Origin of the sequence: Kribbella speibonae (assembly GCF_004331375.1) — a bacterium.
GTDB lineage: Bacteria > Actinomycetota > Actinomycetes > Propionibacteriales > Kribbellaceae > Kribbella > Kribbella sindirgiensis.
Genome location: NZ_SJKC01000004.1, coordinates 638,448 through 655,829, shown reverse-complemented (window position 1 = coordinate 655,829; position 17,382 = coordinate 638,448). Strand labels below are relative to the sequence as shown.

Below are 17,382 nucleotides of genomic sequence, written 5' to 3'. Positions count from 1 at the left end.
CCGCTCGTGTACCCCCGAAGGGGCCTTACCGCTCGACTTGCATGTGTTAAGCACGCCGCCAGCGTTCGTCCTGAGCCAGGATCAAACTCTCCGTTGAAATCTATATGTCAACCACGGCGAACCATGGAAAACAGACTACATTGAGTGATCCTTTGAATCAGAAACAAAACCATTACTGGCTTGTCATCCGTATTAATTTCAAAGGAATCCGCCACAGAACAAGACAACCAACCACCCAAAATCTCGAAGAGACCAGGGTAGAAGAATTATCGAATGCCTGTGGACGGGGTTAATGCATCTTTCGGCATTGACTTTCGGCACGCTGTTGAGTTCTCAAGAATCGGACGCACACCGCGCTTCAGACTTTCGTTTGAAGCTCCGGGGCAACTCGCCCAACTTTACTGTTTCGCTTCCAGCCGGTCAAATCGGCCTTTTTCGATCCAGCCTCCCTGCGTGACTCAGTGTCCGAAACCCGCCGAGGCGTGTTTCGGCTTCCGAGACCTTCAGGGAGTTTGTTGGAGGGCCGGCCGCTTTCGCGTCCTGCGCTTCGCTCCAACAAGAAGAACATTACTGACATTCGTGGTGCAGATGCAAATCGGGGTCCCGGACCCTCGTCCCAGCCTCCCGGCACCTGCCCTCGGCACCGTCATCCGGCGTCGAGGGAAGCAGTGCTGGTCCCTCTGTTCACTCCACTCGCACGCGTCTCCGCGAGCGACACTTCCATGATGCCGCACCACGCAAGTCGTTTTCGGCGAGCAGACGAGGCGGGAGCCAGTTGGCTCCCGCCTCTCACGTACTGCACCGCCCAGCAGACGCCTCTCGGCGAGTGGCCGCTCGTAGCGGCTTAGGTTGAGGCCCGGGGTCATGCTCCGGACGGCATCAGGTGTAACCCCACTCCCCCGCGACCTATTCCCCGCAGGTCCAAGTGACCGGGCACTGTGCGGCGGCCACGTCGGTAGTGTCGCGCTATGTCTAGTGCCTCCCAGACAGCGCTGGCCGCCCTGGCTCGCTTCAACGACGCACATCCCTGGTCCCACAACGACATCTACGGTGCCGTCGTACTCCACCATGCGCGTCGCGTCCGCGCAGCCGGCGGCACCGAAGCCCTGGACGTGGGCTGCGGGACAGGAAACCTCGTTCGACGTCTTGCAGGTGTCTTTCCTACAGTCACCGGCATCGAGCGCGATGTCCCGACCGCGGAGCGGGCTCGGCGGTCAATCGCAGACCTCGCCAACGTCAGCATCCTGACCCAGCCGTTCGACGAGTTCCACGGAAGCCGCTACGACCTGATCACCTTCGTCGCGGTGCTGCATCACCTACCGTTGGAGGCCACTCTCGAGAAGGTACGCGAGCTACTGCGTCCGGGCGGCCGCCTCGTCGTGGTCGGCGTCAGCCGTGAATCGCCTGCAGACCTTCCGTGGTCGATCGCCTCGATGATCCTGAATCCGATCGTTGGCATCGCCAAGAATCCGCGAGGATCCCAGGCGATCCCCACGCACATGACCGCTCCGACCGCGATGGCCGTGGAATCGTTCGAGCAGATCGCCCGCACGGCCAAGCGCATCCTGCCTGGCGCCCGGATCGGCCGCAGCCTGTTCTGGCGCTACAGGCTGTCCTGGACGGCTCCGGGTTCGCGGTAACCGGCTACCGCGACGGCTGAGGCGCGGAACAGTCGATCTTCGGGTTGGCACCGATGTAGTTCAGCGGACCGGCGACGACCGTGACCAGCGTCGTGCCGACCTTCGCACAGGTCGCGTCGGAGCCTGAGAAGTAACTTCGCTGCGCGGCGGCTGCCAGTCCGATGAACAGCCAGACCACCACAATGATCGCAACGACGCGGGACCCGTTGGTCGACGCTCTTCGAGTGCGCATGCCCACCTCCTGGATTGTGCGCACCCCCGTGTGGACGCTCTCCCGGTGCCCGGCGTGCGACGCGCGGAAACTCAGAGTTCGCGAACGTCGAAGTACGGCTTGATGTGTTTGTTCACGTACGCGCCGATGCTCGGTGCGGCCAGGAGTGCCGCATAGGTCGGCTGCGGTACGTCGAAGTACTGGTAGGTGTAGCCGTTGACGTACTCGAGTTCCAGCGTGCCGTCGGACCATCCGACCGATCGCACACTCGACGAGTCCACCAGGCGTCGCCTCATCCGCGGCTCCTTCCGCGCTCGCACTGCGCCGCCCAGTCTGCCCTTTCGATGGTCAAGGCGAAGGTGATCGCTCCGGATCTTCAGCCTGCAGGCGTGCCAGGACGCGGGTCAGGTCGCCGAGCGCCGTGTTGAGCTGCGTCAGCACGGTCTTGTCGATCGGTCCACCGCCTTGGTGCAGGCCCAGGTTCGCCGCGAACCGGAGATGGGCGTCGGGCGGCGCCTTCTTGAGGTAGGTGTCGAGGGCCTCCTGGAGAAAGGGACTGGGCACGAGCTCGGGTCTCTCGCGCCACTTGGTGAGCGTGCGCGGCGATATGCCGAGCTGCTCGGCGAACGCCTCGTTCGTCAGCCGCAGCGCCGTCCGCAAGGCGTGCGCATGCCGGCCGGTCCACTCCTCGATGACTGTCATCCGTGTTCTCTCTCCCTTGCGCGTCAATTACTCCCTGCAATGAGAATATTCGTTTCGGTGACCGCCGGTGGGCAGAATTTGTGCGCTGTGGATACCGGTCGAGTTCCTGGTGAGGACGCGCGGCCACGCGTTGACTTGGGCCATGGACGAGATCAATGGGAGAACCGCGACGCTGCTGCGCACCACGCGACAGCGTCATCTGCGCATCGCGAGCAAGTCCCGCCCACGCCGCTTCGAGCTGGTCCGGCACCGCGACGTCTCCGGTGTCAGCGGTACGGGCGTTGTCGCGGAGGGAGTCGAGTGGAGCGACGGGACAGTCGCGCTGCGCTGGGGCGGCCACTACCCGACGACGACCGTGTGGCAGGACGGGATCCGGGCACTGCTCAGCGTCCACGGGCACAACGGCGCGACCACGATCCACTGGCTGGACGATTAGCGATGCGCACTCGACTCCGGTGGGGCGGGACAACCCTGCAGACAGCCCGCCTCACCGGCCTATTCGGTGAAGAACTGCTCCCGGTACGACGGATCCGGCTCGGACTGCGAGCCGTTCAGCTCACGCCTGACGGGCCCCGTCTCGTGACGGCCCTCGTCAGTGGAACCGGAATGCCTCGGGACCGGACGCTGCGCCGATTCCCCCGACCTGTCCTCGCTGGTGCTGTCCGGAGCCTTGTCGTCCCGGCCCGTAGCGGTGTCGGCGTTGCCGGCCTCGGTCAGGTCCTCGATTGCCGTGCTGAAGGCGAGTTCGGCGCGGGTCGGCCGCTGGCGTTCGATCTCCTCGGCGGCGGTCCGCCGTACCGGGAGATCGTTCGCCGCGGCCGACAGTTCGGCCAGGGTGTCGAGCAGGCCGAGCGCCGTCTCGACCTCACCCGGATGATTGACCATCCACCAGACCGCGGCCGATCCAGGCGTGGCGAACACGTCGTCCTTCAGGTACGCGCGTTTGTCCTGCTCCATCCGGCGTTCGAGCAGCGTGGTCTGCTCGCGGCGATGCAGGGCGGCGAGGTGCAGCAGGTGCTTCTGATCCGCGTCCGGCAGCCGCAGTCGTACTTCGGTCGCCCAGCTCCGGACCTGCCCCTTCTCGTCCAGCGCCGGCTCACCGAGAAGCGCAGCGAGGCGGTGCTGGTTGAGCGATTCCTCGGTCACCTGCTGCCGTACCGTCAACGCCCGAGCCCTTTCCAGCAAGGCATCCACGGCAACAGCGCCGAGATCAGCGTGCCGCGAGCCCGACAGCACGGTCGACCACTGCACAACAGCCGAGAAGCTGAACTGAAAGTCCGGCGAAGCCGACGGCAACCGCACATCAGCGACTGTCCTGGACGGCGGGCCGGAGAACACCGGCTCCGGATCCGGAAGCACCACCGAGGGAGCGGGCGCCGGCTTACTGACCACCGGCCGCGGTTCGTCCGGCTGCTTCCACACGACGGCCAGCAACACCAGCAAAACCACGATCAACACCACAGCCGCCCAAGCCGGCAGCCCGACAACCAGCGAAACGACGTACAGAACCAGCACAATCGCGGCAGCCGTGAGCAGAGAGTTCCGGTGCAGCTTCATGGCGGCATTCCTCACCGGCGTCGAGCGGACGACGAGTCCCCAAAAGTCTCACACGCCTCACCCAAAGTAGCCGCCGGGCGCGTGTCGGTAGGACCTAGCCGGTGAGGGAGCGGAGGGCTTGGCGGGAGGGGGTGAGGAGCACTGGTTTGTAGGGGCAGGGTTTGTCGGTGAGGGTTTCGTAGGCTCGGATGGCTCGGTTGGCGGCGTCCCAGCCTTGTTCGGCGGGGGTGCGGCCGAGGCCTCGGTTGCGGACCAGGGCGCCGTAGAAGGCGGAGCAGAAGACGGTGGCCTCGTACCAGCCGATGACGGTGCTGGTGCCGATGTAGGTGACGTCGCCCTGGATGCAGTCGCGGATGGCGCGTTGCCACTTGCCGATGCCGGTCTTGCAGCCGTCGGCGATGACGACGCCGCTGGCGATTCCCCACTGGTGGTCGAGGAACCAGTCGGCGAGGGACTTCAGCGACACCTGGGTCTCACCGTCGGTGGACAGGAACGACGGCTCCTCGCTGTGGTCACCGTGTGCCATCACGTGCAGAACGGTCGACGGGGTGGTGAGGGCAGAGAAGGCGGTCTCGTGGTCACGGGTACGGACGAAGTTCACGTCGAGGTACGGGCGGTTCCAGCCGGCGTTGATATTGCCGGTGATGCCCTGCACGAACGACATCGACGCGTCGAACGAACTGTCCAGACCCAGGTCGACCAGAGTGATCTGCCGGTTCTTCATAAGCCCACCCCTCCAACGCTTTTCCGCACTTTTCACGTCCCGTCGCACCATGATGAACCACAGGTCCGACAGTTCGCGTCCCCCTATCCCGGGGCTGAGACAGACGGTCGGGGCCGTACGCCGTACGGCGGAATCGAGGAACCGCGGCGACGGGTGCGGACCGTGATCGGCCTATCGTGGCCGGGCGCGTACGCCGAAGGAGGAGACGGGATGAGCCAGGTTCCAATGGTCACGTTGAGTCACGGATCCGCGATGCCGCGGGTCGGGCTCGGGACATCGCCGATGAACGACGCGGACGCCGAAAGGGCGGTGAGTACGGCGCTCGAACTCGGGTACCGCCTGATCGACACCGCCGAGAACTACCGCAACGAGGTCGGCGTCGGACGGGCACTGAAGAACGCGTCACGCGACGAGGCGTTCGTGACGTCGAAGTTCAACAAGCGCTGGCACAGCGTCGACGGCGCACGCCAGGCGTTCGAAGCGAGCGCGGAGAAGCTCGGCGTCGAGTACCTGGACCTCCTGCTGATCCACTGGCCGAATCCCGAGCAGGACCGGTACGTCGACGCGTGGCAGGGCCTCATCGCGCTCCGCGAAGCCGGCCTGGTGCGCGCGATCGGTACGTCGAACTTCAAGCCCACGCACCTGCAACGGCTGATCGACGAGACCGGGGTCGCGCCCGAGGTGAACCAGGTCCAGCTGAGCCCGGTGTGGGCGAAGGCCGCCGAGCGCGACTTCCACCGGCAGCACGGGATCGTGACGGAAGCCTGGAGCCCACTCGGCAAGGGGACGGACCTGCTGACGCACCCCACAGTGCAAGAGATCGCGAAGGCACACGACCGAGCGCCGGGTCAGGTCGTGCTGCGGTGGGAGACGCAGCAGGACGTCGTACCGATCCCGAAGTCGGCCGACCGCCAAAGGCTCGCGCAGAACTTGGCGGTCTTCGACTTCGACCTGACCGACGGCGAGCTGGCCGCCCTGTCAGCGCTCGACGGCACCGCCAAACCCCCAGCCGACTCCGACCGCTCGGGCCACTAGGCGCTATTTCTGGGCGATGTAGTAGGCGTTGAAGGCGTCAGCCTCCACCTGGCTGACCTGTACCGAGGAGAAGCCGGCCTCGGCCAGCAGTTGCCGCGCCTTCTGCTCACCCCAGACCGTCCCCAACCCGTCCCCACCGAGCGACAGCGACACAGTCATGCAGTGCATGGTCGAGATGCCGTAGAGGAAGGTCGCGAACGGGTTGTCCAGGTTCTCCTCGAGGTTGCTGGAGGCCTGGATGTCGACCATGAGGAAGATGCCGCCCGGGCGCAGGGCCGTTGCGATGCCGGCCAGCACCCGGGCGGGATGGGCCTGGTCGTGGATCGCGTCGAAAGCGGTGATCAGGTCGAAGCGCTCGGACTCCCCCAGCTCTGCGACGTCGCGGACGACGAAGTCCGCGTTGGTGAGCCCGAGCGCCGCCGCCTCGGCGCGGGCGGCCGCGATGCCTTCGGTGGCGAAGTCGTAGCCGACACAGCGGCTACGGCGGTACGCCCCGGCGATCAGGTTGATGGCGTGTCCGCTGCCGCAGCCCACGTCCGCGACCTCGATCCCCTCCGCGAGCCGATCCGGCAGCCCCGGCACCAGCGGCAAGATCGAGTCGAGCAGCGCCGCGTCGAACACCGCGCCGCTGTCCTCGGCCATCAGCCGGTGGAACTCGGTGAATTCCGCGTACGGAACGCCGCCGCCGTGGCGGAAACAGTCCACCAGCCGCGACTCGACCCCGGCGAGCAGCGCGACGAACTGGGTCGCGCCGGCCAGGTTGTCCGGTCCCCCTGCCCGGGTCAGGAAGACGGCATGTTCGCGCGGCAACCAGTACGTACGGCGAGTGGCGTCGTACTCGACGACGCGTGCGACGGTCATCGCGCCCAGCCACTCCCGCACGTACCGTTCGTTCAGGCCGCTCGCGCCCGCCAGCTCGTGACTGGTGGCCGGCGGCAGCTCGGCGAGCGTGTCGAACAGGCCGACCTGGTGGCCGATGCTCATCAGCAGCGCGAGCGTTCCGTGATTGAGTACGTCGCCCATCTGTGCGCCGAAGGCCTCGACGCGTGTGGTGTCCAGCAATGCTTCACTCATTGTCCTTACCTCCCACGGGCAGCGTCACGCAGGGAGATCGGACCGCGCATCGGTGAACTCGCCTATTCGGTCACCCGGTTCAGGCAGGCGGCCGCCTCGGTCCGGTTCCGGACGCCGAGCTTCGACAGGATGCTGGCGACGTGGTGCTCGACGGTACGGCGGCTGATGTACAGGCGGGCCGCGATCTCGGGATTGGGCAGGCCCTCGGCGAGTACGGCGAGAACGTCGTACTCGCGCTTCGTCAACAGGCCGAGCCCTCTGGGACCGAGGCGACGAGCCACGGTCGCACCCGCCGAGCGCAACCAGGCAGCCGCGGCGTCGGCGTCGGCGGACGCCCCCAGATCCTCGAAGACCGCGTGCGCGATCCGGACCTCGGCGACGGCCGGCGCGAGGTCGTCACCCGCCATGGCGTCCGCGAGCAGCATCCGAGTGCGGGCAACCTCGAGCGGCATCTCCAACAGACCGAACCAGGACAGGGCCGCGGTCAGCCGCGCGACCGCCTCACCAAACTTCCCCCGGGCCGTGAGAGCACGTCCACACAGGCGAGCGGCGCGTGCAGCGATCAGACCGCTGTCAGCCGCCGTACCCAGCGCAGAGAGCTGCTCAGCCTCCGCAGCAGCGCCCGCGATGTCACCCGCGGCCAGGCAGGCAGAGCCGAGCACCTCACGGAGCCGTGCCTCCTCCAGCGGATGCACTGAGTCGAGTTGGCGTCGTACCAGCGAGACGGCCGTTGCTGTCTCCCCCGACGCCAGGTACAGCGCTGCCAGTACGGGCTGTACGACGGGGCGCTCCTCGAAGCCGGTGAGCAAGCGCCGTGCCTCGCCGAACTGCCCTTGTCCGAGCCGGAGCTCAGCGAGGAACGCTGCGGCTTCAGCCCGGACTGCAGGCATCGCGTCCCGCGCCAGCTCGTTCGCAGCGGTCAGTTCGCTCTCGGCTCGCGGCCAGTCGCCGATGGACACGAGTACGGCGCCGTACGACGCCCGGCAGGTTGCGTGGAGGTACGGGCAGCCGTAGCGCTCGATGAAGCTGTCGAGCGACCGTGTCCACTGCACAACGCGCAGGAAGTCGCCACCGCGTACACACGACCGCATCAGCAGACAGCTCGTGAAGACCACTGTGTCGGGCCGAGCACCACCCACCGCGCCGGCCAGGGCTTCGTCCAGCAACGCCATCCCTTCGAGCACCTGCCCCAGGTTGATCCGCGCCGCACCCCACAGACTGAGCGCACACAGCTCGAGGTCGTGGTCGCCAACGGACACCGCAACGTCGTACGACGCTTTCGCGCAGCTGACGACGCGCGCCGGATCGTCCGCGGAACCCGCCTGGGCGAGCGAAGCCCACGCGGCCAGCACCGGGTCGCCGAGCTGCGACGCGACACGGACGGCCCGGGCCGCCCAGCCCTGTGCCGCGGCGCGGTTGCCGAAGTTCGCGTCGTACAGGAGGCTCAGCCCCAACGCCAGAAAGACGGCGCGAACCGGGTCGGTGCGGCTGGAGAGTGCGTACGCGCGCTCCCAGCAGGAGAAGGCGGCTCGCGTGTCCCCCAGCCACCAGTGAGCGTCCCCGAGCCCAGACAGGCCCGCGGCGCTGGCTTCGAGGCTCACCGCCGAGTCGAACGCGGTCCGCGCCGCGCTCCAGTCCCCGTCGCCGAGCGCCCGCTCCCCGGCCGCGAGGAGACCGTCGATCTCCTCCACAGCTTCGACGGTAGACGCGCTGCGGCCCCCGGGGAAAGTGGGAAGTTCCCGGGGGCCGTGGCGCTTTCAGCTGATGGTCAGCTGCAGCCGGAGGTGCTGCCGCAGCCTTCGCAGACGTAGCAGGAGCCGCTGGGGCGCATCTTGGTGCCGCAGGTGAAGCAGAGCGGGGCGTCCACCGAGGTGCCGGTGATGAGCTCCAGCATTTCGGCGGTGGTGTGGGCCTCGCCCTTGACCGGCTTGGCGGCTGCCGCGTCGGCCGGCTTCGCGGGGACGTCCGTGATCTCGGCGACCTCGGCAGCCGGCTCGACCGACTTCAGCGACTCGGGCTCGGACACCTCGACCGGGGCCAGCTCGTAGGAGCCGGTGTCGAGCTGCCGGGACCGCTCCTCCGCCGAGTAGATGCCGAGGGCGGCCCGCTCGTCGAACGGCAGGTAGTCCAGGGCCAGGCGGCGGAAGATGTAGTCCATGATCGACTGCGCCATCCGGACGTCCGGGTCGTCGGTCAGACCGGCCGGCTCGAACTTCAGGTTGGTGAACTTCTGGACGTACGTCTCCAGCGGTACGCCGTGCTGCAGCGCGATCGAGATCGCGATCGAGAAGGCGTCCATCACCCCGGCGAGCGTCGAGCCCTGCTTGCCCATCTTCAGGAAGACCTCGCCCAGACCGTCGTCCGGGTAGGAGCCGGCGGTCATGTAGCCCTCGGCGCCACCGACCGTGAACGACGTGGTCCGCGACGGCCGCGACTTCGGCAGGCGCTTGCGGGTCGGCCGGTACTCGATGATCTTCTCGACGATCTTCTCGGCGACGGCCGCTTCAGCCTCAACAGCCTCCGAAGCCTTCTTCGACTTCGCGTCCGCCAGCGGCTGACCGACCTTGCAGTTGTCGCGGTAGACCGCGAGCGCCTTCAGGCCGAGCTTCCAGCCCTGGAAGTAGACGTCGGCGATCTCCTCGACCGTCGCGGTCTCCGGCAGGTTCACCGTCTTCGAGATCGCGCCGGACAGGAACGGCTGCGCCGCCGCCATCATCCGGACGTGGCCCATCGGCTTGATGGCCCGCTCACCCATCGCGGTGTCGAAGATCTCGTAGTGCTCCGGCTTCAGGCCCGGGGCGTCGACCACGTGACCGTTCTCGGCGATGTACTCGATGATCGCCTCGATGGTCTCCTCGGTGTAGTTGTACTGGCGCAGCGCCCGCGGGACCGTCTGGTTGACGATCTGCATCGAGCCGCCGCCGACCAGCTTCTTGAACTTGACCAGCGAGAAGTCCGGCTCGATGCCGGTGGTGTCGCAGTCCATCATGAAGCCGATGGTGCCGGTCGGCGCGAGCACCGAGGCCTGCGCGTTCCGCCAGCCGTTCTTGGCGCCGACCTTCAGCACGCCCTCCCACGCCGCGGTGGCGTGCTTCTGGACGTCCTTGTCGATCTCGTGGATGGTCCGGATCGCGTCGTTGGCCGCGGCGTGCTTGCGCATCACCCGGGTGTGCGCGTCCTTGTTCCGCTCGAAGCCGTCGTACGCGCCGACGATCCCGGCCAGCTCGGCGGAGCGCTTGTACGACGTACCCGTCATCAGCGACGTGATAGCGCCCGCCAGTGCGCGACCGCCGTCGGAGTCGTACGCGTGACCGGTTGCCATCAGCAACGCGCCGAGGTTCGCGTACCCGATGCCGAGCTGCCGGTACGCGCGGGTGGTGACGCCGATCGCCTCGGTCGGGAAGTCCGCGAAGCAGATCGAGATGTCCATCGCGGTGATGATCAGCTCGACCGCCTTGACGAACTTCTCCGAGTCGAAGAGGTCGTCGTCGCGGAGGAACTTCATCAGGTTCAGCGAGGCCAGGTTGCAGGACGAGTTGTCCAGGTGCATGTACTCCGAGCACGGGTTGGACGCGGTGATCCGGCCCGTCTCCGGCGTGGTGTGCCAGTCGTTGATGGTGTCGTCGTACTGCAGGCCCGGGTCGGCGCAGGCCCACGCCGCGTGCGAGATCTTGTCGAACAGGTCCCGCGCGTCCACGGTCTCGATCACCGAGTTGTCCAGCCGCGCGCGCAGCCCGAACTCACCCTTCTCCTCGACCGCCCGCATGAACTCGTCCGAGACCCGGACCGAGTTGTTCGCGTTCTGGTACTGCACGGAGGTGATGTCGCGACCGCCGAGGTCCATGTCGAAGCCCGCGTCCCGCAGGACCCGGATCTTCTCCTCCTCGCGCATCTTGGTGTCGACGAACTCCTCGATGTCGGGGTGGTCGACGTCCAGCACGACCATCTTCGCCGCGCGCCGGGTGGCGCCGCCGGACTTGATGGTGCCGGCCGACGCGTCCGCGCCGCGCATGAAGCTCACCGGGCCGGACGCCGTACCGCCGGAGGACTGGAGCAGTTCCTTCGAGGAGCGGATCCGGGACAGGTTCAGGCCGGCGCCGGAGCCGCCCTTGAAGATCAGGCCCTCTTCCTTGTACCAGTTCAGGATCGAGTCCATCGAGTCGTCCACGGCGAGGATGAAGCAGGCCGACACCTGCTGCGGGGACGACGTACCGACGTTGAACCAGACCGGCGAGTTGAAGCTGAAGTACTGGTGCAGGAGCATCCAGGTGAGCTCGTGCTCGAACACCTCCGCGTCCTGCGGCGAGGTGAAGTACCCGTGGTCCTCGCCGGCCTTGCGGTAGGTCTTCACGACCCGGTCGAGGAGCTGCTTGAGGCTCCACTCGCGGTTGTCGTGGCCGATCGCGCCACGGAAGTACTTGGTGGTGACGATGGTCGAGGCGTTCACGCTCCAGAAGTCGGGGAACTCCACCCCGCGCTGCTCGAAGACCGTCTCACCCGTCTTCCAGTTCTGCTGTACGACGTCGCGGCGCTCCCACGTCACCTCGTCGTACGGGTGGACGCCTTCGGTGCTGAAAACGCGCTCGATGGTGAGTCCCGCGGGCGCGTTCTTGCGCCCTCGGAACCCGGCCGCCGACCGCTTGGTCGACCCCGAGTGGCCGGTCACCGTCTCTGTCATGGTTGCTCCTCGCCCTGTGTCTACTACCGCGGTCTGTCGGGACCGCCCCGTTGGAGTACTGCGTAACGCCCTGCTACTGCGACTACCTGGAACTGCCGTTCCCCCGGTTTATGTCTGCTGGGTCGGCTTCAGCGGGTCCGGCTCGGTGCCCTGCGGCTCCTTCTCGGCCCGCAGCAGCGCGATCTCCGTCTCGAAGTCGTCGGCGGACTCGAACTGCCGGTACACGCTCGCGAAGCGCAGGTACGCGACCTCGTCGAGCTCCCGCAGCGGCCCGAGGATCGCCAGTCCGACCTCGTGTGCGGGCACCTCCGGCGAGCCGCTGCCCTTCAGCGCGTCCTCGACCTTCTGACCCAGGCGCGCGAGCTGGTCGGCGTTCACCGGCCGGCCCTTGCACGCCTTTCCGACCCCGTTGATGACCTTCTCCCGGCTGAACGGCTCGGTCGCGCCGGAGCGCTTCACGACCGTGAGCTGCATCTGCTCGACGGTGGTGAACCGCTTCTCGCAGACCGGGCACTGCCGGCGGCGGCGGATCGCTCCGCCGTCCTCGGCCACCCGGCTGTCGACGACCCGGGAATCGGCGTGCCGGCAATACGGACAGTGCACGGCAACACTCCTCCCGTGACCACCCCAACAGGGGTGGGTTGTGGATCAGCCTGGGGACAACTTGTGTAGAACCTGTGTGCAACCAACCACTACCTGTGGAAAATTACACCCGTGTAACCACTACATCTAGGGATCCTAGATCGCTGCTCCGACAGTTTGCAAGCACGCCCCGCATCACCCGTGTGGCCCGCGCGTGTCATCAGGTTTCAACACTCCCGCGGCCCCGTGTACTCCCGCGTGGCGTCACCGCGACGACCCTTTCGAGGCGCAAACTACGGCCCGCACAGCCGCTGCCCAGGGCCTGGCGGACGATAAGGTTCGGCCGGACCCAGGGAGGATGTGGTGAGCGTGACCGAACCGGTCGACGAGCATGCCCACGACCAGGCACAGCACGGTTACATCGGCGACAAGAAGGCGTACCTCGCACGGCTGAAGCGGATCGAGGGGCAGGCCCGCGGGTTGCAGCGGATGGTCGAGGACGAGAAGTACTGCATCGACATCCTCACCCAGATCTCGGCCATGACGAAGGCGCTCGAGTCGGTCGCGCTCGGCCTGCTCGACGACCACCTCACGCACTGCGTCGTCGACGCCGCCGCGGCCGGCGGTCCGGAGGCCGACGCGAAGATCAAGGAAGCGTCCGCCGCGATCGCGCGGCTGGTGCGCTCCTGACCGGCGTGCCTCCGGCAGCATGCCTGAGGATGGGCGCATGAAGCCGGTGATTCTCGATGTGGACACGGGGCTGGACGACGCCTGCGCGCTGCTGCTCGCGGCACGGCATCCCGACCTCGATCTGAAGGCCGTGACCTGCGTCGGCGGGAACGTCGGCATCGACGACGTCGTGCGCAACACGCTCACGGTCCTCGACGCCGCGGGCCGGCCCGACGTCCCGGTCGCCCGCGGCGCCGCCGTACCGCTGATCCAGCCTGTGCGGTCGGCGGCGCATGTCCACGGCGCGGACGGGCTCGGCAACCTGGACTGGCCGCGGTCCACGCGTCCGACGGACCCACGACATGCCGTCGAACTCCTCCGCGACGTACTGCGGGACGCGGAGGCGACCGGCGAGCTCGTCACCTTGATCCCGTTGGCGCCGTTGACGAACATCGCGTTGCTGCTGCGGACGTATCCGGAGGCGGCGCGCGGGCTGCGCGAGATCGTGTTCATGGGCGGCGCGGCCGGAATCGGGAACGCGACGGCCGCGGCCGAGTTCAACATCTGGACCGATCCGGAGGCGGCGGCGATCGTGCTGGCCGCGGCCAAGGATCTCGGTGTCGCGGTGACCATGTACGGACTGGACGTCTTCTACGACGTCGTGGTCACGCTCGAGCAGGCGCGCGCGTTGAGCGGATCATCCTCGGCGGAGCTGGCGTGCAAGCTGATCGAGAAGCGCAGCGAGCGGTACAACTCGGACGGCGGCAGTATCGGCGACGGCGGCGCGGTGTGCGCGGTGATCGATCCGTCGGGGCTGACGACACGGGAGCACCCGGTCCGCGTCGAGCTGTCCGGGAGCTGGTCGCGGGGGCGGACGATCGTCGACACGCGCGATGCGTCGGACGTCGCGAACGATCCGCTGGGAGCGGCGACGACGATTCAGGTCGCGACGGCGGTGGACGGCAAGCGGTACGCCGAGCTTTGGCTGGCAACCGTCAGCTGAGCAGTCTGGCGCGGACGCCGTACAGGAACAGGTTGAGGCCGTCGGCGAAGAGGTCTTCGGGCTGTTCCGCGACCACGGCGGCCAGGCTCCAGCGCGCGGTGACCTCGAAGAGGTGACGTGCGTCGGGCTCCGGTACGCCGATGCGCACGAGGGCCTCGATCTGGGCACGGATGAGTTCCGCGCGCGAGCCGGCACCCTGGTCGCGGTCCGGTGTCGCCTTCGACTGCATCAGGCCGGCCAGGCCCGGATGGTCGGCATAGAAGGCCCGAAGCTCGAGCGAGCCCGACCTGGTGAGCTCGATCCACTCGTCGACGGTCGTGAGCTCCTCGTACGCCGTCTTGTCCGCCGTGAACTGGTCGAACGCGTTCCGGGCGACCAGATCGAGGAGCTCGGACTTGTTGTGGACGTGGTGGTACAGCGACGGGGCCCGGACGTCGAGACGCTCCGCGACGGCGCGCATGGTGAGGCCGTCCACACCGTCGGCGCGGATGATCGCCAGGGCCGCGTCGGCGATCGCGGCGATCGTGATGCCGGCTGCCGCGTGGGACGAAGGGTCGCGTCTGGTCATGAAAGCTGTTGTCCGCGGTGGTCGATGGTGGGTACTGTCTAACGTCATTAGACAGCATAACCGAGGATGGTGCCGTGACTGGATTTCGACCCGCGTACCCGCTCCTGACCGAGCGGCTGGAGTTGCGGCCGCATCGGATGGACGATCTGGACGACCTGTTCGCGTTCCATTCGCGGCCAGAGGTCGTGCGGTACACGCCGTGGCCCGTGCGGAACCGGGAGGAAACGCGGGCCGCACTGGAGCGGAAGCTCCCGCAGGGTGAGTTGACCGCTGACGGTCAGTGGCTGGTACTAGCGATCGAGCTGCGCGAGACCGGGACCGTGATCGGCGAAGTGCTCCTGAAGTGGGCGAGCGAGGCTGATCGTCAGGGCGAGATCGGGTTTGCGCTGCACACCGACTATCAGGGCAAAGGGCTCGCGGCGGAGGCTGCGCGGGAGATGCTGCGGGTCGGCTTCGACGAGCTCGGGTTGCATCGGATCGTGGCGGTTCTTGACGCCAGGAACACTGCCTCGGCGCGGCTGCTCGAGCGGCTCGGGATGCGGCGCGAGGCGCATCACCTGCATGCCCTGCGGTTCAAGGGTGAATGGGGCGACGAGTACATCTACGCACTCCTCGACGACGAATGGCGCACCGCGCAGGGTTGATCAGCGGGCGACGGGGATCTGCAGGGTTTGGCCGGGGGTGATGTCGGCGGGGGTGGTGAGGTTGTTGAGGTTGGCGATCTTCTCCACGACCATGGCAGGGTCCTGGCCTGGGTTGGTGTCCTGGGCGATGGACCACAGGGTCTGGCCCGGGGAGACCTGCACCGGGACGGTGTGGGTGAAATGCGGGCCGGGCTCGAGGACGCCGGCGACTCGGAGGCCGAGGACGAGGATCGCGGCACCGAAGACGAGGACCGAGACGGCAGTCAGCAACATCCGGCCGCGTCGGGTCAGCCGGAGGGTGGCCGACTCGACCTGCACAGACGCCCGGCGCCCGAGCTCGTCACCCGAGCACCCGCGGACCGGCATCCGGTCGGTGCTCGCACCCTCGATCTGAGGACGTCGCCGCGGCGCCTTCGTGGGAGTCGGCACAACCGGGGTGGCTGCCGGCGAGCGGTGTCGGCCCAGTGCTTCGGCCGCTACGGCTGCTGTGCTCATCGGGTCCTCCAGACCTCTGTTCGGTGCGCGTCCTGCGGTGTCGAGTCCTGTCTACTAGCCGCCTCCGACAGTTTCTGGAGACCGCCGTGTTCGACCAACCCGAACACCTGTTCGATCGAACGCCTGTACGAATGATTAACCGACAGCGGCCCCTCGCGCAACCACTTCCAACCAGGACACGCCCAGGAAATTCCCTGCCGCGGCAGCACCCCGCGTGCGCCTTATAACCTGACACCCGAACAAACATGCGAACCGACACGCCTTCGAACAGATGTTTGAAGAATCTCAGGATTCGGTCTACGGTCATCTCAGTCGAGCAAGTTTCGGCCGGTGGGACGATCGCCGGCCCGACCCGAGGAGCTACCACCGATGGCCAGGACGCCGAGCGGTTCCAGCAAAGACGACCGGGGCGGCGAGGAGAAGGCCGCGAGCAAGGCGGACCGCACCGTCGCGGAGCTGCCGGACGGACCGGCGGACGCGACCGGGCTGACCCCGCGCCAGCGCCGCGTGCTGGACGTGATCCGCGACTCGGTGGACAGCCGCGGCTACCCGCCGTCGATGCGCGAGATCGGTGAGCGGGTCGGCCTGACCAGCTCGTCCTCGGTGTCGCACCAACTGCGGGTGCTCGAGCAGAAGGGCCTGCTCCGCCGCGACCCGAACCGGCCGCGGGCGATCGAGGTCCGCTACCCCGGCGAGCTCGACGCGGCGGCGCGCCGGTCGGCGATCGGTTCGGTGCGGCAGACGACGTACGACGAGACCGGGGCCGGCGACGCGCATCCGGACGCCGTGTACGTGCCGGTGGTCGGCCAGATCGCCGCCGGTAACCCGATCCTCGCCGAGCAGGAGATCGAAGAGGTCTTCCCGTTGCCCAAGGCAATGGTCGGCGAAGGCACGCTGTTCATGCTGAAGGTCAAGGGCGAGTCGATGATCGACGCGGCCATCTGCGACGGCGACTGGGTGGTCGTGCGACAGGAGCAGACCGCGGAGAACGGCGACATCGTGGCCGCGATGATCGACGGCGAGGCGACCGTGAAGACGTTCAAGAAGACCAAGACCGAGATCCTGCTGCTACCACACAACCCCGCTTTCGAGCCGATCGACGGCAAGAACGCGGTCATTCTCGGAAAGGTCGTAACAGTTCTGCGCCGAGTCTGACATATCGGACGGCGAGCGAAGTCGGGCGGGTCGTGTCAGCATTGAGTCATGACGACTGTCTATGACTTCAGCGCCACGCGGATCGAAGGCAATGAACAGTCTCTTGCCGATTTCCGCGACCAGGTGCTCCTGGTGGTGAACACGGCCTCGCAGTGCGCCCAGACTCCGCAGTACACGGGTCTGCAGAAGCTCTACCGGACGTACCGCCGGCAGGGCTTCTCGGTCCTCGGTTTCCCCTGCGACCAGTTCGGCCACCAGGAGCCCGGTGACGAGAACGAGATCGCGAACTTCTGCTCGACGATCTACCACGTCACGTTCCCGATGTTCGCCAAGATCGACGTCAACGGGTCGCGGACGCTCCCGTTGTACAACTGGCTCAAGCGCGAGCAGGGCGGCCTGCTCGGCGGCCGGATCAAGTGGAACTTCACCAAGTTCCTCCTGGGTCGCGACGGGGCGGTGATCGCGCGCTACGCGCCGACCCACGCGCCGGAGAAACTGGTCGACAAGATCGAGTCCGCACTCGCGGTACCGGCGCCGTCCCGGGAAACGAACGACTGAAATTCGGTCATTTTCTGCGACAGTTGAACAGCGAATGTCTCAGCGCCGCAGAACATTATCCGCATTTCGAACAATTCGGTCGTGCCG

19 protein-coding genes and 1 rRNA gene are annotated in these 17,382 nt (G+C 67.1%); 8 read left to right on the top strand and 12 right to left on the bottom strand.

All coding sequences use genetic code 11. The features are described 5' to 3' along the window. Positions 1 to 97, bottom strand: a 16S ribosomal RNA gene (locus E0H92_RS31215); the annotation flags it as partial. An 871-nt stretch (positions 98 to 968) separates the two neighbouring features. Here E0H92_RS31215 and E0H92_RS31210 point away from each other — a divergent pair. After that, positions 969 to 1,640, top strand: a complete 672-nt coding sequence (locus E0H92_RS31210; RefSeq protein ID WP_131464181.1) for a class I SAM-dependent methyltransferase — start codon at positions 969 to 971, stop codon at positions 1,638 to 1,640. Between the two features lie 4 nt (positions 1,641 to 1,644). Here E0H92_RS31210 and E0H92_RS31205 read toward each other — a convergent pair whose 3' ends face one another. The 3 genes from E0H92_RS31205 to E0H92_RS31195 form a co-directional block, all read right to left on the bottom strand. Beyond that, on the bottom strand, positions 1,645 to 1,872 hold the full coding sequence (locus E0H92_RS31205; RefSeq protein WP_131464179.1) for a hypothetical protein: 228 nt from the start codon (positions 1,870 to 1,872) through the stop codon (positions 1,645 to 1,647). Between the two features lie 71 nt (positions 1,873 to 1,943). Further along, the gene (locus E0H92_RS31200) at positions 1,944 to 2,147 is read right to left on the bottom strand and encodes a KTSC domain-containing protein (protein WP_131464177.1); all 204 of its coding nucleotides are present in this window, start codon (positions 2,145 to 2,147) and stop codon (positions 1,944 to 1,946) included. A gap of 52 nt (positions 2,148 to 2,199) precedes the next feature. Next, a complete protein-coding gene (locus E0H92_RS31195) occupies positions 2,200 to 2,553 on the bottom strand; it encodes a helix-turn-helix domain-containing protein (RefSeq protein ID WP_131296483.1) in 354 nt (117 codons plus the stop codon). Between the two features lie 142 nt (positions 2,554 to 2,695). Here E0H92_RS31195 and E0H92_RS44785 point away from each other — a divergent pair, with 142 nt between their 5' ends. Continuing rightward, on the top strand, positions 2,696 to 2,989 hold the full coding sequence (locus tag E0H92_RS44785) for a hypothetical protein (protein ID WP_238173673.1): 294 nt from the start codon (positions 2,696 to 2,698) through the stop codon (positions 2,987 to 2,989). A 59-nt stretch (positions 2,990 to 3,048) separates the two neighbouring features. Here E0H92_RS44785 and E0H92_RS31185 read toward each other — a convergent pair whose 3' ends face one another. Further along, the gene (locus tag E0H92_RS31185) at positions 3,049 to 4,110 is read right to left on the bottom strand and encodes a hypothetical protein (protein ID WP_131498752.1); all 1,062 of its coding nucleotides are present in this window, start codon (positions 4,108 to 4,110) and stop codon (positions 3,049 to 3,051) included. Positions 4,111 to 4,204: 94 nt separating this feature from the next. Continuing rightward, on the bottom strand, positions 4,205 to 4,834 hold the full coding sequence (locus tag E0H92_RS31180) for a hypothetical protein (RefSeq protein WP_131296485.1): 630 nt from the start codon (positions 4,832 to 4,834) through the stop codon (positions 4,205 to 4,207). A 210-nt stretch (positions 4,835 to 5,044) separates the two neighbouring features. Between E0H92_RS31180 and E0H92_RS31175 the strand changes: the two genes are divergently transcribed. Next, the gene (locus tag E0H92_RS31175; protein WP_131498751.1) at positions 5,045 to 5,869 is read left to right on the top strand and encodes an aldo/keto reductase; all 825 of its coding nucleotides are present in this window, start codon (positions 5,045 to 5,047) and stop codon (positions 5,867 to 5,869) included. A gap of 3 nt (positions 5,870 to 5,872) precedes the next feature. On the opposite strand, the gene E0H92_RS31170 is transcribed toward E0H92_RS31175, so the two are convergent. The 4 genes from E0H92_RS31170 to nrdR form a co-directional block, all read right to left on the bottom strand. Continuing rightward, a complete protein-coding gene (locus tag E0H92_RS31170) occupies positions 5,873 to 6,943 on the bottom strand; it encodes a class I SAM-dependent methyltransferase (protein ID WP_131498750.1) in 1,071 nt (356 codons plus the stop codon). Between the two features lie 62 nt (positions 6,944 to 7,005). Next, on the bottom strand, positions 7,006 to 8,634 hold the full coding sequence (locus tag E0H92_RS31165) for a helix-turn-helix transcriptional regulator (protein WP_131498749.1): 1,629 nt from the start codon (positions 8,632 to 8,634) through the stop codon (positions 7,006 to 7,008). A gap of 77 nt (positions 8,635 to 8,711) precedes the next feature. After that, complete coding sequence (locus tag E0H92_RS31160) at positions 8,712 to 11,621, bottom strand: vitamin B12-dependent ribonucleotide reductase (RefSeq protein WP_131498748.1); 2,910 nt, start codon at positions 11,619 to 11,621, stop codon at positions 8,712 to 8,714. Between the two features lie 108 nt (positions 11,622 to 11,729). Beyond that, positions 11,730 to 12,224 (bottom strand): transcriptional regulator NrdR, encoded by a 495-nt coding sequence (nrdR, locus tag E0H92_RS31155; RefSeq protein WP_130387741.1) that lies wholly within the window; start codon positions 12,222 to 12,224, stop codon positions 11,730 to 11,732. A gap of 342 nt (positions 12,225 to 12,566) precedes the next feature. On the opposite strand from nrdR, the gene E0H92_RS31150 reads away from it, so the two are divergent. Together E0H92_RS31150 and E0H92_RS31145 are read left to right on the top strand one after the other, a co-directional pair. After that, a complete protein-coding gene (locus E0H92_RS31150) occupies positions 12,567 to 12,893 on the top strand; it encodes a metal-sensitive transcriptional regulator (protein WP_272948821.1) in 327 nt (108 codons plus the stop codon). 37 nt (positions 12,894 to 12,930) lie between these two features. Beyond that, positions 12,931 to 13,875, top strand: a complete 945-nt coding sequence (locus E0H92_RS31145; RefSeq protein ID WP_131464163.1) for a nucleoside hydrolase — start codon at positions 12,931 to 12,933, stop codon at positions 13,873 to 13,875. On the opposite strand, the gene E0H92_RS31140 is transcribed toward E0H92_RS31145, so the two are convergent. Continuing rightward, a complete protein-coding gene (locus E0H92_RS31140) occupies positions 13,868 to 14,443 on the bottom strand; it encodes a TetR/AcrR family transcriptional regulator (RefSeq protein ID WP_131464161.1) in 576 nt (191 codons plus the stop codon). The genes E0H92_RS31145 and E0H92_RS31140 overlap by 8 nt on opposite strands. A 74-nt stretch (positions 14,444 to 14,517) precedes the next feature. Here E0H92_RS31140 and E0H92_RS31135 point away from each other — a divergent pair, with 74 nt between their 5' ends. Then, positions 14,518 to 15,087: a GNAT family N-acetyltransferase gene (locus E0H92_RS31135; protein WP_238173672.1), complete on the top strand. Its 570-nt coding sequence runs from the start codon at positions 14,518 to 14,520 to the stop codon at positions 15,085 to 15,087. Here E0H92_RS31135 and E0H92_RS31130 read toward each other — a convergent pair whose 3' ends face one another. Beyond that, positions 15,088 to 15,582 (bottom strand): LysM peptidoglycan-binding domain-containing protein, encoded by a 495-nt coding sequence (locus tag E0H92_RS31130; RefSeq protein WP_131498747.1) that lies wholly within the window; start codon positions 15,580 to 15,582, stop codon positions 15,088 to 15,090. A 369-nt stretch (positions 15,583 to 15,951) separates the two neighbouring features. Here E0H92_RS31130 and lexA point away from each other — a divergent pair, with 369 nt between their 5' ends. After that, positions 15,952 to 16,737: a transcriptional repressor LexA gene (gene lexA, locus E0H92_RS31125; protein ID WP_131464156.1), complete on the top strand. Its 786-nt coding sequence runs from the start codon at positions 15,952 to 15,954 to the stop codon at positions 16,735 to 16,737. Positions 16,738 to 16,785: 48 nt separating this feature from the next. Beyond that, complete coding sequence (locus E0H92_RS31120) at positions 16,786 to 17,295, top strand: glutathione peroxidase (RefSeq protein WP_131296495.1); 510 nt, start codon at positions 16,786 to 16,788, stop codon at positions 17,293 to 17,295. Positions 17,296 to 17,382: the final 87 nt, after the last annotated feature.

Excerpts from the sequence above, each read along its gene's own strand:
- E0H92_RS31210 (WP_131464181.1), top strand. The coding sequence starts at position 969 with ATGTCTAGTGCCTCCCAGACAGCGCTGGCCGCCCTGGCTCGCTTCAAC.
- E0H92_RS31205 (WP_131464179.1), bottom strand. The coding sequence starts at position 1,872 with ATGCGCACTCGAAGAGCGTCGACCAACGGGTCCCGCGTCGTTGCGATC.
- E0H92_RS31200 (WP_131464177.1), bottom strand. The coding sequence starts at position 2,147 with ATGAGGCGACGCCTGGTGGACTCGTCGAGTGTGCGATCGGTCGGATGG.
- E0H92_RS31195 (WP_131296483.1), bottom strand. The coding sequence starts at position 2,553 with ATGACAGTCATCGAGGAGTGGACCGGCCGGCATGCGCACGCCTTGCGG.
- E0H92_RS44785 (WP_238173673.1), top strand. The coding sequence starts at position 2,696 with ATGGACGAGATCAATGGGAGAACCGCGACGCTGCTGCGCACCACGCGA.
- E0H92_RS31185 (WP_131498752.1), bottom strand. The coding sequence starts at position 4,110 with ATGAAGCTGCACCGGAACTCTCTGCTCACGGCTGCCGCGATTGTGCTG.
- E0H92_RS31180 (WP_131296485.1), bottom strand. The coding sequence starts at position 4,834 with ATGAAGAACCGGCAGATCACTCTGGTCGACCTGGGTCTGGACAGTTCG.
- E0H92_RS31175 (WP_131498751.1), top strand. The coding sequence starts at position 5,045 with ATGAGCCAGGTTCCAATGGTCACGTTGAGTCACGGATCCGCGATGCCG.
- E0H92_RS31170 (WP_131498750.1), bottom strand. The coding sequence starts at position 6,943 with ATGAGTGAAGCATTGCTGGACACCACACGCGTCGAGGCCTTCGGCGCA.
- E0H92_RS31160 (WP_131498748.1), bottom strand. The coding sequence starts at position 11,621 with ATGACAGAGACGGTGACCGGCCACTCGGGGTCGACCAAGCGGTCGGCG.
- E0H92_RS31145 (WP_131464163.1), top strand. The coding sequence starts at position 12,931 with ATGAAGCCGGTGATTCTCGATGTGGACACGGGGCTGGACGACGCCTGC.
- E0H92_RS31140 (WP_131464161.1), bottom strand. The coding sequence starts at position 14,443 with ATGACCAGACGCGACCCTTCGTCCCACGCGGCAGCCGGCATCACGATC.
- E0H92_RS31130 (WP_131498747.1), bottom strand. The coding sequence starts at position 15,582 with ATGAGCACAGCAGCCGTAGCGGCCGAAGCACTGGGCCGACACCGCTCG.
- lexA (WP_131464156.1), top strand. The coding sequence starts at position 15,952 with ATGGCCAGGACGCCGAGCGGTTCCAGCAAAGACGACCGGGGCGGCGAG.
- E0H92_RS31120 (WP_131296495.1), top strand. The coding sequence starts at position 16,786 with ATGACGACTGTCTATGACTTCAGCGCCACGCGGATCGAAGGCAATGAA.